The sequence below is a fragment of the Achromobacter sp. ISS7 genome (genome assembly GCF_056523125.1).
On the sequence record NZ_JAWRZD010000001.1, the window covers coordinates 952,371 to 967,839 of the forward strand.

At 63.7% G+C, this 15,469-nt stretch carries 11 protein-coding genes and 1 pseudogene; 9 read left to right on the forward strand and 3 right to left on the reverse strand.

Annotation, left to right across the window (positions count from 1 at the left end):
- The first annotated feature begins 176 nt into the window (after positions 1–176).
- From AC1HFW_RS04425 to AC1HFW_RS04460, 8 genes are all read left to right on the forward strand, one after another.
- Positions 177–806: a class I SAM-dependent DNA methyltransferase gene (locus tag AC1HFW_RS04425; protein ID WP_479281971.1), complete on the forward strand. Its 630-nt coding sequence runs from the start codon at positions 177–179 to the stop codon at positions 804–806.
- A gap of 636 nt (positions 807–1,442) precedes the next feature.
- Complete coding sequence (locus AC1HFW_RS04430; RefSeq protein WP_479281973.1) at positions 1,443–2,231, forward strand: SDR family oxidoreductase; 789 nt, start codon at positions 1,443–1,445, stop codon at positions 2,229–2,231.
- Positions 2,232–2,298: 67 nt separating this feature from the next.
- Positions 2,299–3,540, forward strand: a complete 1,242-nt coding sequence (locus AC1HFW_RS04435; RefSeq protein WP_479281975.1) for a styrene monooxygenase/indole monooxygenase family protein — start codon at positions 2,299–2,301, stop codon at positions 3,538–3,540.
- Positions 3,540–4,040: a flavin reductase family protein gene (locus AC1HFW_RS04440; protein WP_479281977.1), complete on the forward strand. Its 501-nt coding sequence runs from the start codon at positions 3,540–3,542 to the stop codon at positions 4,038–4,040. Before AC1HFW_RS04435 ends, AC1HFW_RS04440 begins: the two co-directional genes overlap by 1 nt.
- A 96-nt stretch (positions 4,041–4,136) precedes the next feature.
- Positions 4,137–5,765, forward strand: a complete 1,629-nt coding sequence (locus AC1HFW_RS04445; RefSeq protein ID WP_479281979.1) for a phytoene desaturase family protein — start codon at positions 4,137–4,139, stop codon at positions 5,763–5,765.
- Positions 5,762–6,655, forward strand: coding sequence for a SphA family protein (locus AC1HFW_RS04450; protein ID WP_479281981.1), 894 nt, complete (start codon positions 5,762–5,764; stop codon positions 6,653–6,655). The genes AC1HFW_RS04445 and AC1HFW_RS04450 overlap by 4 nt, the downstream gene beginning before the upstream one ends.
- Before the next feature lie 168 nt (positions 6,656–6,823).
- Positions 6,824–7,198 carry a glutaredoxin family protein gene (locus AC1HFW_RS04455; protein WP_006394181.1) on the forward strand — a complete coding sequence of 125 codons (375 nt, stop codon included), beginning with the start codon at positions 6,824–6,826 and terminating at the stop codon, positions 7,196–7,198.
- A 12-nt stretch (positions 7,199–7,210) separates the two neighbouring features.
- Positions 7,211–7,633, forward strand: coding sequence for a hypothetical protein (locus AC1HFW_RS04460; protein WP_479281983.1), 423 nt, complete (start codon positions 7,211–7,213; stop codon positions 7,631–7,633).
- A 93-nt stretch (positions 7,634–7,726) separates the two neighbouring features.
- Here AC1HFW_RS04460 and AC1HFW_RS04465 read toward each other — a convergent pair whose 3' ends face one another.
- The 3 genes and pseudogenes from AC1HFW_RS04465 to AC1HFW_RS04475 form a co-directional block, all read right to left on the reverse strand.
- On the reverse strand, positions 7,727–8,794 hold the full coding sequence (locus AC1HFW_RS04465; protein WP_198484537.1) for an AraC family transcriptional regulator: 1,068 nt from the start codon (positions 8,792–8,794) through the stop codon (positions 7,727–7,729).
- A 245-nt stretch (positions 8,795–9,039) separates the two neighbouring features.
- A pseudogene (locus AC1HFW_RS04470) lies at positions 9,040–9,135 on the reverse strand (helix-turn-helix domain-containing protein); the annotation flags it as partial.
- Between the two features lie 114 nt (positions 9,136–9,249).
- A complete protein-coding gene (locus AC1HFW_RS04475; protein WP_006394193.1) occupies positions 9,250–9,540 on the reverse strand; it encodes a hypothetical protein in 291 nt (96 codons plus the stop codon).
- Positions 9,541–11,066: 1,526 nt separating this feature from the next.
- Between AC1HFW_RS04475 and AC1HFW_RS04480 the strand changes: the two genes are divergently transcribed.
- Positions 11,067–14,861 carry a hypothetical protein gene (locus tag AC1HFW_RS04480; protein WP_479281986.1) on the forward strand — a complete coding sequence of 1,265 codons (3,795 nt, stop codon included), beginning with the start codon at positions 11,067–11,069 and terminating at the stop codon, positions 14,859–14,861.
- Positions 14,862–15,469: the final 608 nt, after the last annotated feature.

Genomic DNA, 15,469 nt, shown 5'->3' on the forward strand with positions numbered 1-15,469 from the left:
CGACGGTCGCGCCCGAGCCGGCCGCGCCCCGGCCGGCCGCACTTGAACCGGTCGCAATGCAGCCGGTCGCAATACAGCCGGTCGCAATACAGCCGGCCGAACCTTAGCCGGCCGCTCTCGACCACAAACCCGCGCACGGTGACGTGCGCGGTTTTTTTTTGCGGCACAATCGTCCCATGAAACTCGACGCCGAAGACCTCGCCAAGATCACCTCGCTGACGCTGGCCCATTACGAAGAAAGCGCCCAATCCTTCGAGCAAGGCACGCGCGACCACGACGTCAGCCAGAACATCGCCGCGCTGCTGCGCCACATCGAGGGCGAGCCCCCCTGCGATATCCTCGACCTGGGCTGCGGCCCCGGCCGCGATCTCAAGACCTTCACCGCCCTCGGCCACCGCGCCGTCGGCCTGGACGGCACCCCCAGCTTCGTCGCCATGGCCCGCGCCGCCAGCGGCTGCGAGGTCTGGCACCAGGACTTCCTGCACCTGCAACTGCCCGCCGCCCGCTTCGACGGCATCTTCGCCAACGCCGTCCTGTTCCACGTCCCCACCCAGGAACTGCCCCGCGTCCTGCGAGACCTGCGCGCCACCCTAAAACCCCGCGGCATCCTCTTCAGCTCCAACCCCCGCGGCGCCAACCAGGAAGGCTGGAACCGCGGCCGCTACGGCGCCTACCACGACCTCGACGGCTGGCGCACCCTGCTGCAAGCCGCCGGCTTCGAAGAACTCGAACACTACTACCGCCCCGACGGCCTGCCACGCGAACAACAACCCTGGCTCGCCAGCGTGTGGAGAAGGGTGGACTGACCGCACGACCCGGTACGCGCTTCACCTTCCGCTCCCCGCATCCGTGGAATGGCCAACATCTCACTATCTCCCACCCCATTGCGGAAGATGGATACGCAATAACCACCGGCGCGCAGCGCATTCGCTACCCCTCCAAACACCTGGACGCCAATCTTGGCCGCCCGCGCGGCCAAGATTGGCAGCCCTGAACATTCCCTTCCCCGACCACAGGTCCAGCAGCGCGACAAGCCAAGACGCACGTAGCCCCTCGGGCGGGCGCGATCGGCGGTGGGCAACCTCGATGCGCCCGTGGGAATCCGAAGGCAGCCGCCGCAGGCGGCAACGAGGATGACGAAGGGGCAGTCCGGAGCGAACGCTCCGGACCGCAATCGTGGGCGCCCACCGCCGATCGCGCCCGCCCGAGGGGCGACCTACGAACCCAATCGCCCTGATCAACCCACCCCCTCCCCGGGGCACACAAAGCAAAGCAGAAACCGGATACCCACCGCAGCCACCGGCCACCCCCCCGCGATCCAAATCAATACTCCCCGCAATACAAGCACTCCCCGGATACCCACCGCCAAATCCGGCTACCACCCCCCACCCGCCACCCCCCAACATCCGCCTCACGATCTCCGCAACCCAAGAGGCAAACAAATGAAGGGACTGGCCGATAAAACCGCCATCGTCACCGGCGGCGCCACGCTGATCGGCGCCGGCGTCGTCGCCGCGCTGCGCGCCAAGGGCGTGCGCGTCGCCATCTTCGACATCGACGCCGAAGGCGCCGCCCGCGTCGCCGCCACCGACCCCGACGGCATCCGCGCCTGGCCGCTCGACATCACCGACGACGCCCAGCTGGCTGGCGCCGTCGCCGAAACCGCCGCCCATTTCGGCCGCATCGACTACCTCGTCAACCTCGCCGCCACCTACCTCGACGACGGCGCCGCCTCCGGCCGCGCCGACTGGCTGCGCGCCCTGGACATCAACGTCGTCAGCGCCGTCATGGCCGCCCGCGCCGTGCACCCGCACCTGGTCGCCGCCGGCGGCGGCGCCATCGTCAACTTCACCAGCATCTCGTCGAGCGTGGCGCAGACCGGCCGCTGGCTCTACCCGGTTTCCAAGGCCGCGCTGCTGCAGGTCACCCGCAGCCTGGCGATGGACTATGCCGGCGACCGCATCCGCGTCAATTCCGTCTCGCCCGGCTGGACCTGGTCGCGCGTGATGGATGAACTGACCCACGGCGACCGCGCCAAGACCGACCGGGTCGCCGCCGACTTCCACTTGCTGGGCCGCGCCGGCGATCCGGCCGAAGTGGCCGAGGTCGTCGCCTTCCTGCTGTCGGACCACGCCAGCTTCGTCACCGGCGCCGACTACGCCGTGGACGGCGGCTACTCCGCCATGGGCCCCGAACAGGCCCGTCCCGCCATCCCGCGCCTGGCCGAATAAGGCCGGCCTGACGTCCACCGGCCCGCCGCCCATGCGGCGGGCCCGCACACCACACTGGAGATCCATCATGCGTCGAATCGCAATCGTCGGAGGAGGGCAGGCCGGCCTGCCGTTGGCACTGGGCCTGCTGGACAAGGGCTACGAGGTGACCGTGGTCACCAACCGCGAACCGGACGACATCCGCCGCGGCAAGGTCATGTCCAGCCAGTGCATGTTCGATGCCTCGCTGCAGATCGAGCGCGACCTGGGCCTGAACCAGTGGGAAGCCGCGTGTCCGCCGGTCGAAGGAATCGGCCTGGCCGTGCCGCACCCCGAGCGCCCCGGCCACAAGCTGATCGACTGGGCCGCGCGCCTGGACCGCCCGGCCCAGGCGGTGGACCAGCGCATCAAGATGCCCGCCTGGATGGAATTGTTCGCGGCCCGCGGCGGCCGGCTGCTGATCCAGGACGGCGGCGTGGCCGAACTGGAACTGCTGGCGGCCTCGCACGACCTGGTGCTGCTGGCCGCCGGCAAGGGCGACGTGGTCAAGCTGTTCGAGCGCGACACGGCGCGTTCGCGCTTCGACAAGCCGCAGCGCGCGCTGGCGCTGACCTACGTGCATGGCATGCGCCCGGCGCCGGTGTTCTCGCGGGTTGCCTTCAACCTGATTCCCGGCGTTGGCGAATATTTCGTGTTCCCCGCGCTGACCCACAGCGGCCCCTGCGAAATCATGGTGTTCGAAGGCGTGCCGGGCGGGCCGATGGACTGCTGGCGCGACATCAAGACGCCGCAGGACCACCTGGCCAGGAGCCTGGACATCCTGCGCACCTTCCTGCCCTGGGAGGCCGAGCGCTGCGCCGCGGTGGAGCTGACCGACGCCAACGGCATCCTGGCCGGCAGCTTCGCGCCCACCGTGCGCAAGCCGGTCATGACGCTGCCGTCCGGCCGCCTGGTGTTCGGCCTGGGCGACGCCGTGGTCACCAACGACCCCATCACCGGCCAGGGCTCGAACAACGCCACCAAGGCGTGCGCCGTCTACCTGGAGGCGATCCTGGCGCGCGGCGACCAGCCCTTCACGGCCGACTGGATGCAGCAGACCTTCGAGCGCTTCTGGGACTACGCCAGCGCCGTGGTCGACTGGACCAACTCGATGCTGCTGCCGCCGCCGCCGCACCTGCTGCAGCTGCTGCAGGCCGCCGGCGATGCGCCCGCGCTGGCCAGCGCCGTCGCCAACGGCTTCAATCATCCGCCCAGCTTCTTCCCGTGGTGGACCGACGCCACCGCCTGCGAGGCCTTCATCGCTGAAAAATCCACCCGGGCGGCGGCGTGATGGCGGCCCTGGACTGGGGCAGCACCGACCTGCACCCCAAGGTCCTGCGCGGCGTGCTGGGCTGCTACCCGACCGGCGTGGCCATCGTCGCCACGCGCTGTCCGGACGGCCGCAAGGTCGGGCTGACCATCAACTCGTTCGCCTCGCTGTCGCTCGATCCGCCGCTGGTGCTGTGGAGCCTGGTGAACCGTTCGCCCAACCTGGCGGCGTTCCGCGACTGCGACCACTTCACCATCAGCGTGCTGGCCTGCGGCCAGGAGGCGCTGGCGCGGCGCTTCGCCGACCCGGCGGTGCCGGACAAGTTCGAGGGCGCCGAGCTGCACGAGGTGCCCGAAGGCGTGCCCGCCATCGCCGGCGCGGTGGCCACGCTGGTCTGCGCCAACGACCAGCAGAGCCCGGCCGGCGACCACCTGCTGCTGTTCGGCCGGGTGTTGCGCGTGGCCAGCCTGGAGGCCACGCCGCTGGTGTTTCACGCGGGACGCTTCACCGCGCTGACCTGACGCGCCAGCGCCTGATGGCGCGACAAGTCCGGCCCCCCCCCCGCGCGTTCTTGCTTCATCAACCTTCCCGGTCCGCGTGACCGGCCGGAGCCTGTGATGTCCTTATCTTCAGCGTCCGACGCCCAGATCATCGTGGTGGGCAGCGGCATGAATTCGCTGGTGTGCGCGGCGCTGCTGGCGCAGCGCGGCAAATCGGTGCTGGTGCTGGAACGCAACGACCGCCTGGGCGGCTGCATCCGCACCGAAGCGCTGTTTCCCGGCTACCGCCACGACGTGTTGTCCAGCTGGTACCCGCTGTTCGTCGGCAGTCCCGCCTACGCCGCCCTCAAGCCCGCGTTGCAGGCGGCCGGCCTGGAATTCGCCCAGTGCGACTACACCACCGGCCTGGTGCTGCCCGACGGCAGCGGCATCGCGCTCAAGCAGGACATCGCGGACAGCGCGCGGCGCCTGGACGCCTGGGCGCCCGGCGATGGCGCCGCCTTCGGCGCCATGGCGCAGCGCCTGTTCGGCGAAGACGCCGCGCTGACCTTCGGCCTGCTGGGGCAGAACCCCTATGGCGCCGGCATGCTCAAGCTGCTGTTCGGCGAGTGGCGCCGGCGCGGCCTGGACGGCCTGATGGCGTTCGCCGCCGATTCGCTGGAGAGTTTTCGCCGCTGGTCGGATCGCGAACTGCAATCCGACGCCGTGCGCGCGCTGATCGCGCCGTGGGTGCTGCACACCGGCCTGGGCCCGGACGACGCCTGTTCGGCGCTGATCGGCAAGCTGACCTTCGCCGCGGTGGTGGCCGGCGGCATGCCGGTGGTCAAGGGCGGCAGCCAGGGCGTGGTGGACGCATTGGCCAAGGTGATCGAACACCACGGCGGCCGGCTGCTGACTGGCACCGCCGTCGAACGCATCCTGACGCGCGGCGCGGGCCGCCGCCGCCGCGCGGTCGGCGTGGTGGCCGCCGGCCGCGAATACCGCGCCGGCGAAGCCGTGGTCTGCAACGTCACGCCGGGCCAGTTGTACGGCACGCTGCTGCCCAACGCGCCGGAGCCGGTGCGGCGCCGCGCCGCCGGCTACCGCCACGGCCGCGGCGGCATGCAGATCCACTTCGCGCTCGACGCGCCGCCCGACTGGCGCACGCCGGAACTGCGCCATGTGCCGCTGGTGCACCTGACCGAAAGCATGGAGCAGGTCTGCGCCTCGGTCACCGAAGCCAACAATGGCCTGCTGCCGGCGCGCCCGACGCTGGCCATCGGCCAGCCGGTCGCGGTCGACCCGTCGCGCGCGCCGGCCGACGGCTGGATCCTGTGGGTGCAGATGCAGGAGCTGCCGGTGCGCGTCAAGGGCGACGCCGCCGGCCAGATCGAGACGCCCGCCGACGGCCGCTGGACCGAGGCCCTGCGCGAAGCCGTCGCCGACCGCGTGCAGGCGCGCCTGGAGCAGGTCATGCCGGGCCTGGCGCAGCGCGTCATCGGCCGCCGCAGCTACTCGCCGGCCGACCTGGAGGCGCTGAACTGCAACCTGGTGGGCGGCGATCCCTACTCGGGCGTCTGCTCACCCGACCAGTTTTTCTGGCTGCGGCCCTTTGCCGGCAGCCATGGCGCGCGCGGACACCGCACGCCGCTGCGCAACCTTTTCCACATCGGCGCCGCCACCCACCCGGGTCCCGGACTGGGCGGCGGCTCCGGCTATCTCGTCGCACAACATCTCGCGCCCCGCGGGGGCAGGAGCGGAACATGAGCAGACACCTGACACGCCGGCTGGCTTGCGCCGCGGCATTGGCGCTGGCCGGCGGCGTGGCGCACGCCACCGAAGGCGGCGGCCTGGGCATCTATCCGGATGGCCTGGAGAACTTCATGTCGGGCGCGCTGCCCCCGCCCGGCGTGCACATGCTGGTCTATGGCGGCGGCGCCCGCTACGACAAGCTGCGCGGCAACGACGGCGAACGCCTGCCGGTGCCGGACTTCAAGGTCGACGTCAACGTGCTGGCCCCGCGCCTGATCTGGGTCACGCCGCAGCAGGTGTTCGGCGGCCAGTTGGCCTTCCATGCCATCGCGCCGCTGCTGGACGTCACCTTCAAGGCCGGCGGCCAGCGCTACCGCAGCACCGGCCTGGGCGACATGACGTTGGGCGTGGCGCTCGGCTATCACCTGTCCGAATCGCTGCACTACGTGGTCGGCCTGGACATGTACGCGCCCACCGGCGAATACGACCGCAAGGACCCGTCCAGCCTGGGCAAGAACTACTGGACCGCACAGCCCGTGTTCGCGCTCAGCCGCATCAGCCCCGACGGCTTCAACGCCGACCTCAAGCTGATGTACGACTTCAACTTCCGCAACAGCGCCACCGACACCCGTTCCGGCCAGGCCATCCACGCCGACTACGCGGTGGGCTGGGGCGTGGGCAAGGGCTGGGTGCTGGGCGTGGGAGGCCACGCCTTCCAGCAGGTCTCCGACGACAACGGCCCCAACAGCGCCGCCGGCCGCGCCCGCGCCTTCGGCGTGGGCCCCTCGGTGCGCTACATGAACGACCGCGGCTGGCTGTTCACCGCCAAGTGGCAGCAGGAATTCCAGGTCAAGAACCGGCCCGAAGGCGCGCAGCTGTACGTCAAGCTGGCGATTCCGTTCTAGGGCCTGCGCCAGGCGCCATAAGGTAGACAGGCCCCGGGGTAGCGTGCGGCGGGCCGGCCCGGCAGCGGGCCCGCCGCGGGGAAGGGGGCGATGACACGGCGGGCGTCGACCGCCTGTCGTCGCGAATGGGCTAGACTCGAGGCCTATCTTCGTTTCAAGTGGCCATCCATGATTGTCAAAGCTCTACGTGTCGGTTTGGGTCAGCTGATTGTCCTGGGCGATGCGCTGACGCGTCCGCGCCCGCAGCAACGCTCGGCGCAGGGCCAGGCCGCCGTCGACCGCGAGGCGGCCGCGCTGTCGCTCTACCAATTCCATGCCTGCCCGTTCTGCGTCAAGACGCGGCGCGCCATCCATCGCCTGAACGTGCCCGTCGCGCTGCGCGATGCCAAGGGGGACCCCCAGGCGCGCGCCGAATTGCAGGCCGGCGGCGGCAAGGTCAAAGTGCCTTGCCTGCGTATCGAAGAAGCGGGCGGCACCCGCTGGATGTACGAGTCCAACGACATCATCGCCTACCTTGAACAACGCTACGCAAACGTGGCTTGACCGGGCCGCGCCATGACACGCGCCGCCCGCCTGGCCCTCCTGACCTTGTGCGCGGCCGTTGCGCTGGCGGGCTGCGATTCGTCGCTGCCGCCGCCGCCCGCCGGGTCCCGCTTGACGGCCGAGACCCTGGCCACGCAGGAGACGCCGCCCGAACTCCAGTTCAAGGGCACCTTGGCGGGCAAGCCCATCCACCTGCTGATGCATGAATGCAAGGTCTACAAAGTGGACCCGGCAGAGGGCGGCAATGTCACCTGGACGCAGGTGCTGGAAGGCGATTTCTACCTGTTGCCCACGCTCTGCGTGCGCCAGGAACTGACGGTGGAGAAGGGCTACGTGAAGGCGTTCATCGGCCGCCAGGCGTTCGGCGCCGGCGGCTGCTGCACCGGCACGCCGGAGTACCGCTCGACCGACGGGTTGACCTGGAAGCCGCGCTGAGCGCGTGCAGCGCGAAGGGACCATCGTTTGCCATCGACCCTCCCCATGGTTGCTTGAAGGGAAGGCCCCACGCGTGCAGTCGAGGTTGCCGCTTCAGCCGTGCCGCCGCACGCTTTGGCTGGGGCTTTCGCCATAGCGCGCCTTGTAGCTGGCGCTGAAGCGCCCCAGGTGGGCGAAACCCCAGCGCAGCGCCACGCCCGCGACGTTCTGGCATTCGCCCGCCACCAGCTCGGCGCGCGCCCGCTCCATGCGCAGGTCGCGCAGATAATGCATGGGGCTGATCCCCAGGAATTCCTTGAAGCCCGCATACAGGCTGCGCACGCTGACCCCCGCGATGCGCGCCAGCTGCTCGGCGCTGACCGGTTCATGCGCATGCGCCTGGAGGTAATCCTGCACGCAGCGCACGTGGCGCGGCAGCACCGCGCCGCGGCGACCCGCCGGCGTGGCGCTGTAGTTGTGGGGCAGGGTGGACAGCAGCGTCGCCGCCACCAGCTGTTCCATCTGGTGCACGATCAGCTTGTGCTCGGCCAGGTCGGCATGCTGCGATGAACAATCCAGCAGATACGCCATCAGGCAGCGCCAGGCCGGACACTCGCGCCAGCGGAACCCCAGCTGGAAGCGCAGCGGCCGCTCCAGCGTACAGCCCAGGTGGCCCACCAGCGTGCGTTCCAGCAGCGAGCGGCCCACGCGCAGCATGAACTGGTCGTTGTCGTCGGCCCAATGCATCGCCAGGTCGTCGTCCGGGCTGACCACCGACGCCACGTCCGGCGTCGAATCCACCCGCTGCGGCCCGCTTTCGATCAGGGCCGTGCCCGACAGCGGCATCTGCACCAGGAAGAAGTCCTCCAGCGGTCCCGGCCGGATCTCGACGTTCGCGCCGTAGCGCAGCCGGTTCAGCGATACCTCGCCCAGCGGCTGGTGGTGCATGCGCGCGTTCAGGCGCTGCGTCGATCCCACCACGCCCAGGTGGTGCGGCCGCATCACCCGTCCCACCATCGCGCGCGCCTCGTCCAGGTCGCCCGAGGCGAACAGCTGTTGCGCCGGCGTCGCCAGGATGGTGTCGATGCGCCATCCCGAGGCGCCGGCCGTTCCCGCGCCTGCCGGGCGCGGCTCGGCGGGTTGCCATGATGTCTCGGCATCGGACTGCATCGTGTTCAGCATGGCCGGGATTCCTTGCGCTGGTCCTGATGTCCGGTGGGCAACGGCCACCGGTTCCCCTGGCTGCCACGTCCGCGGCACGCCTTTATGATGGTCCTCATAGTAAAACGCCGCGCCCCGGGCGGGACTGCTGGAAAACCCGTCCCAGCCGGTATCGGGCTATCCGTTTTCTGCGCAGCCTGTCCAGCGACTGCGGAAACTGTCCGGCGCCGGCGGCTGTTCCTGGGGGAAGGGGTCGGCGGGTGCCATCAGAGGATGGCGCGCAGCCCCTTGTCCGCGATCAGATTGAGCTGTTTGAGTGCCGGCCCCGTGGGGCGGGTTTCGCCTTGTTCCCACTTGCAGACAGGTTCTGGTTCGACAGCAGCCGTCGAAGTCAGAAAGGCCACGGAAGCGCAAGAGGTCGCGGGGGCGATCATCCGACGATTGGAACGGAGACCGATCACCCCCGGCGAAGGCGTTCAGGCGGTCAGGAAGCGCGTGACTTCGGCCCAATCGTTGGTCGACAGGGCGACGTCCTCGTAGTCGCCCTCTTCCTCGTCGTAGCGCGAAACACAGAAGCGCTGGCTCCTGCCGGATTCGCGGTCGTCGTAGTTGGCGTAGTCGACATAGACTTTCAAGCCGCGCTCAGCGTTCTCGAAAGAAGGCGCTGCATCGATGTAGCTCGACGTATCGATATACCCTTCGGGCAGGGGCGGCAGGGTTGTGATGTCGAAGTCGGGAAATTCGCGACGCAGTCGGTCAAGGTTCATAAGGGAAGCATGTTGAGGCTGAAGACCTGACATTTTACGTTGCTCGGCGTCAGTCGCCACGATGCCCCCGGAAACGGAGTTTGGGTGGGTGCTGTGCGAATTGGGGAGTGCCATGCAAAGGGACTTGTACGTTGCGCATGGGTATCGTGGGGTCACTACTGCCGTATGCACAGGCCTTGTTCTTACTAAATGGGGTCAATTCTCTTCTGGCGAGACAGGGCGTCTGTTCTATGCCTTGACGAAAGAGCTTTATGGGGACGACAGCCGCTCGTCATCAACGACTGCTGGCGGCCAGAAGTTGCCATCTGATAGGCCGCTGCGGGTTGCGGCTGTACAAACTACTTTCCAAAGGGGACGACGGAAGCTGACTTCGAAGAAGCACTTCTTTTGACTCATCAGGAGCTGATTTTTGAAGAGCTCGCCGCAGTTAGCGCAGGTGCGCACTACCAAACATTTCTCTACATCAACATAAAGGCTTCTCAGCCTACGGGCCTCTACGATCCTTCATCCGGTGCAGCGCCGGTAGAACACTGGGGGTAGGCAAAGGAGGCGTTCGGCTAGTTTCGCGGTCGGCCCGTTAGTCGTGCAGAGTACGACGATGGCTCGACCATAATTGAAGGCGAAGTCATAGACATGAATCGAGAGTCTCAGCGTCGCGTTAGGTACACCCCCCAACAACTTCCTTATTGCCTCTTTGGGCAGTCCGAGCGACAACAATCGGTTCGACCACCAACGGGACGAGATTCTCAACGCAGTTCTCAAGCGCGAGGCATCGCTGGAAACACTTGTCGGAGCCGGCCTCCAGCTACCGAAGTGTTTACGCAATTGAAACCTATCCTTCACTCCACTGGACAACCTCTGGCAGCCGGTGAATTCAAATACTGAGGATAATGTGTCAGACTACAATTTAGCTGGCCAAATTTTAGTCTGACACTTTTTTGACATTTTTTTGGTGTGTATGTCTGCTTGTTTAATTAAAGATGGGAGAATTTAATTGACACTTCGTGAGAGATTTTTAGATGCTGTGATTGATGGTGAATTGGGTAGGGGCATATTAGTGTCGAGGCAGGAGTTTATGACCTTCTTTTCGGGAGATAGCAGTTTAACAACAGGTGTGTTCTTGTCAAACTCAGAACTCAATACAGGTGTTTCTCATAGTCCGACATACAATCATTTCACTCTGCGAGTGAGAGATGGAGTCTATCGGATCCATCCTCAAGCGATTCAAGAGCGTATGAGGCAGCGTGGAATTATCTAGCTTGTCGCTGCAGAGACCTATTCGTCGAGGTTCGCCCGCATTAGCGGGTCGACATTCGGACCGCCGATCAACCTATGAAGCGGACTTTGGGGCGTAACGATGCAAGGCTCATTTGCTCACCTGCTACCGCGACGCGTTCGGTCACCCGTATCATAGAAGGGCGAGCAGGTCACAGAGGCCACTACGCGCTTTACCTGCGCGCTCAAAAGGCGCAGAGGTCTGCCTCTGCATTAAATCGAGACATAAGAAAAAATCGGTAGAGGGACTGATGGGAAAGAAATCCAGACTGAAGCGCGAACGTCGGCAAGGGGCGGACATAAAAAAGCTGTTGAATTCATTGCTCGATAGACGTACCGCCGCCAAGCCGGTGCCATTTTCTGACCTGGCCGCTCCACTCGAAGAGATTTTTGGAAAATATCGACCCGAGGACGTCTGTCTTGCGGTCGGTGTATCTCAGCTGTGGCTGCCTAATATATCGTCTCAAGTCAAACACAGCCTTGCCTGGACGACGCTGGCCTCAATGCCTCCTGATCGCTTCTCCGGCGAGCGAGAACTGCGGTCGTATTCGGAGTTCGTCGAATTCTCGGACGCTCTCTATCGTGCATTTCCTTCCTTCGCCTCACTCGAAGATTACGTGCCCGAGTCTGATTGGGGCGAGATCCGGTCCGTATCACGAAACGTCGCTCGCAGGATATTTTACGGTGGATGTGTTGGGCGAATTCCTGACTTTATCGAAGCATTCCGACTGGGAAGCTCCACCATTGCCGACGCATTGCGTGATATGGACACCGTGGTACGGCTCCAGGATCATGTCATATCGCAAATCGACGGCGCTGTCGTTGGAGAGGCGCACGAAGTCTCGGCTGGGCACACGGAGGTCGCGACGGAAAGCTTCTGGGCGACTTGCCGGGACGTCCTTGCCGCAGCGGCGAGTGCTACGAGAAGCGTTGACTCATTAAGCCGCGATTTGGTTGTCAAGCTCGGAACGGCGTCCCGCCCTACAACCCGGGATGAGTTTTGCAACGCTGTAATGAGCGGCGGGGCAACACCATACGTCTTGCTGGAGGTTGCCGGAGCATCGTTCCCGGTCTCGTTGCGGGATGCCCCGGCGACGATCATGGAGTACTGGACTGCACGACGCGAGCCTGCTGAAACCGAAGCGTGTCGGACTACTGAGGCGGTTAGCGAATTCCTTGGGGAGCGCCTTCCTCGACACGCACTGTTTCGCGGGCCGGCGAAATTCGCTACTCCCATACGCATGCTTGAGTATGAGTTTTCTGCGGTCGTTTGCAGCGGGGACATATTGGACTTCATTGTCGTCCTGCGCCCGGAAAGCATCTCGCTCCTAACGGAGCTCGAGTCACTCGTACTGCGTACTTTCCGCGAAGGTGCAGACTGGGGCATGAAGTTGCGAGACGGCCGGATAATGGGTATTTCCACGATTAATGGACACCCGATAGGCGTAGAAGACATCCGGATTACGGCTGTTGTCGATAGCTACACAACGAGCTTCTCGAGTGTCATGCGGCTATCGACGACAGCTCGCCTTGTCTGGCTCCCGGATTTCGTAACCTTGTTTGATTCACTAGACGAACTTGAGGAATTAAACCGCTTCTGGGCTTACGTCGACGCCAATCAGGAAATGCTCGGGCCGATGTCGAGGTCTATTCCCGAGCTCTTTGCGTCATTCAGGGACACCCATGCCGTGCTCGTTGAAGGCGCGCTCATGCCAACGATGATGATGCTGGACCCTCATTGGGCGTCGAACTGGCGGCATCTCCAACTCGTGGAGTATTGGAAAAACGCTCCGCCATTCTTCCCGGACGCCTCTGTCTCATCGTGGAATTTCGACGCGCCGGACCGTGGAATTTACACCTTGGTGTCTCGAACGGACCGCGTTCTGGCCTACGGCGCGTCGGTCGCCAAATGCATGGTGTATTTCGTCTGCGACGACACTCTCGATGGGGCGGATGTCTTGAACCGGAAGCTGTTGTCAACGCTCGCTCACTGTGCGGTTGATGCGACGGCTCAACGTACCAATATTGTCGAGGCGGAGGAGTTGTTTCAGAGAACGCGGATCACCGTCCGGTTGATGGCGAACCCGAAAGCTCTGGGTTCGGGTGAAGGTGTGCGAGTGGATACGGCGGGAAATGAGTTGATGTCGGGATGGACGCTAACCGAGGACGACGGGTTCGGCTCGGTTGCGGCGCAAGTATTGGTAAATCTTGCCCGAGTGCAAAGCGAACTCGAGAATCCGAAGGACGCGGGATTCGAAGTTGAGTGCGTAAATGCGTGGACCAGCGGCGTCGCAGGTTTACTAGGAGTTTCGATCGGCAAGGAAACGTATGCGAGTCTCGATGCATCCGGGAGGCGGGGCATTCGTTTCAAGCTAACCACAATTGCTCGGGACGTTGATGTTCCGGACACTGGCTCTGCGCTGCTTCCAAAGCCGGAGCAATACAAACTCGCGCGGCGGGAACTGGCCAAGATCATCCAACGCTCGGGTGTCAAGCCAGGTAGGTACGAGCTGGCTGCAGGGAAGGACATCGTGAGTTCAGCGCGTGATAACTATCGCACGCTCGTTCATAGCCATCTCGGCGAGTTCGATGGAGATTCATTGCTCAGGTTCTCTGTGAGTCGATACGACGAACTGATTTCGCTCCATCGCCAAGAGGTTTCGCGTCACCATCACAGCTTGGCACATGAGGTCGAGTTCGTTCGGGAAGAGTCGCTGTCCGACACCAGCGAAGAATTCGTCAAAATGGCACGCAACTATCGTTATCTGATTGAAGCGTGTCTGAGCTGCAGTATGCCTGGTGCCCAGTTGGCTTCGAATGAGAGGGTTACCAGGTTGTTAGGCGAGATTGACTGGTTGCTCGTGCTCTATGAAAGCAGTGATGTTCTCCACAACGAAGTAGACGTCGGCGGGATCGAAATCAGCGATGACTTTGTTCCGGAAGTCTTCTATTCCGATGACGGAAAGGTTCGAAAAGAGGTGTTTTCCCGTGAGCGAGCGGCAATTCAGCTCGGACTTAACGTAGTGTCGTCAGACAGGGTGGTGGCCGACGATATTGCTCCGGAGTGGCTGTCCGGTATCGACGCCGCTTTGGAGGGAGATGTCGGTTTTGGATTTAGCCGGTTGCTGCAAGCACTTTATGTACTGACCAGATGGGTGTCATTTGGCGGCTCGAATGACTTGCGATTTGGTTATGAGGCGCCGTGCGACCAAATCGTCGATATGCTCACATCCAACATCGACGGACTTGAGTTGGGGGCGGCTAGGAAGATTATCTCGTTTCTCACGCTTGAAGGCACCGACGTACGTCGACTGATTGGTCGTGACGTCGACGAGGGGGATGTTCCCGTTTGGGAGCACAGCAAGCGAGGCGCACGTTTGAATATCCGCCCGCTTGTTCCGCTATCGGACGGCAGGCTGTCTTGGGGGGCGTCGATTGTCGAACGCGCGACGCATGTATGGCTTCAGGCACTCCAGAACGGCTATCTACCGGCAGATTTCGAGTGGCCATTGGTCAAGCCAGAAATTCGTAAGGTTAAGGAGGGAATTGAAAAGGGTCTTGAGCGGAAAGCTGCGGATATCTGTCGCCGCACCGCGAAGTATGTTCGAGCAGGAATCGACTTCAAGCGGACCTTTGGTCAGGAGAAGTTCGATGACGTTGGTGATTTTGACGTATTGGCATATTGGCCAGAGACGAACACGTGGCTGACGATCGAGTGTAAGTACAACCAGCCCGCCTACTGCGTCAAGGATCTGCGCCGCCTTCGTGAACGAATCTTTGAACTCCCTCCGGGAAAGCATCAGCTTGCGAAGATCCAGCGGCGGCGAGAATTTCTCCTTTCCCGGACCGAGCAGATTCGCAATCTACTTTCGTGGCCTGGTCCGAATGAAGGAGTAGCGCCGAAGGTAGTGGAGCTGTACGTCGGAAAGGATCTGTACTGGTGGATGCGTTTTCCACCATACGATGTACCTACCCAGTTCCTCCAAATTGACATGCTGGACGGCTGGCTGAAAGAACATGCCAAGAAGTTTTCAAGAGCGCAATAGCTGTTTTGAATTCTAAAGCGTGCTGGGCGATCTGCGTGGCGTTCATCGTTGGCAATGGTCGAGCTACAAATTGCCGAAGTGCGAAACAATCACATCAACATTACGAGCTCAATGTTAGCGCATCATGAGTACGACTGTGGGACTCGCGGTGGCGCCTATGTGCGCGGATTGGTTTAAGCCGAAAAATCATGCGGATCTTGCTTCGATAGGGTAATTGAATCCACAAATTTGCAATAATTGACGAGGGGGATCGGAACTGCAATCGAAGCCTGCTCAGGTTAAGTGACTAACGCAAATGCCCCTGCCGGGGTATGCATCTTCATGCGACTGGTGCAACCGTGGATGGTAGTGCAGCCGTTCACACTTCGTAGGTGACTTGTGTTGGCAACGTAAGCTTTCGTTATCCGAGTTGTAACGTAGTCTGCCTCGCCCGGCCGCCGCATTCAAAAAAATGCCGGGTTCGTCACGCAATTGAACGGCTGCAGGCAACCTGAAAGCGGCCGTTACCTCCGTACCAGATCGAATGGCAGCAGTGGGTTGCAATCAGACTGCCGCGCTCTCCCCGCGGATCAAAGCAAAAAGCCGCGTTCCCCCAACAGGAAACGCGG

Excerpts from the sequence above, each read along its gene's own strand:
- AC1HFW_RS04425 (WP_479281971.1), top strand. The coding sequence starts at position 177 with ATGAAACTCGACGCCGAAGACCTCGCCAAGATCACCTCGCTGACGCTG.
- AC1HFW_RS04430 (WP_479281973.1), top strand. The coding sequence starts at position 1,443 with ATGAAGGGACTGGCCGATAAAACCGCCATCGTCACCGGCGGCGCCACG.
- AC1HFW_RS04435 (WP_479281975.1), top strand. The coding sequence starts at position 2,299 with ATGCGTCGAATCGCAATCGTCGGAGGAGGGCAGGCCGGCCTGCCGTTG.
- AC1HFW_RS04440 (WP_479281977.1), top strand. The coding sequence starts at position 3,540 with ATGGCGGCCCTGGACTGGGGCAGCACCGACCTGCACCCCAAGGTCCTG.
- AC1HFW_RS04445 (WP_479281979.1), top strand. The coding sequence starts at position 4,137 with ATGTCCTTATCTTCAGCGTCCGACGCCCAGATCATCGTGGTGGGCAGC.
- AC1HFW_RS04450 (WP_479281981.1), top strand. The coding sequence starts at position 5,762 with ATGAGCAGACACCTGACACGCCGGCTGGCTTGCGCCGCGGCATTGGCG.
- AC1HFW_RS04455 (WP_006394181.1), top strand. The coding sequence starts at position 6,824 with ATGATTGTCAAAGCTCTACGTGTCGGTTTGGGTCAGCTGATTGTCCTG.
- AC1HFW_RS04460 (WP_479281983.1), top strand. The coding sequence starts at position 7,211 with ATGACACGCGCCGCCCGCCTGGCCCTCCTGACCTTGTGCGCGGCCGTT.
- AC1HFW_RS04465 (WP_198484537.1), bottom strand. The coding sequence starts at position 8,794 with ATGCTGAACACGATGCAGTCCGATGCCGAGACATCATGGCAACCCGCC.
- AC1HFW_RS04475 (WP_006394193.1), bottom strand. The coding sequence starts at position 9,540 with ATGAACCTTGACCGACTGCGTCGCGAATTTCCCGACTTCGACATCACA.
- AC1HFW_RS04480 (WP_479281986.1), top strand. The coding sequence starts at position 11,067 with ATGGGAAAGAAATCCAGACTGAAGCGCGAACGTCGGCAAGGGGCGGAC.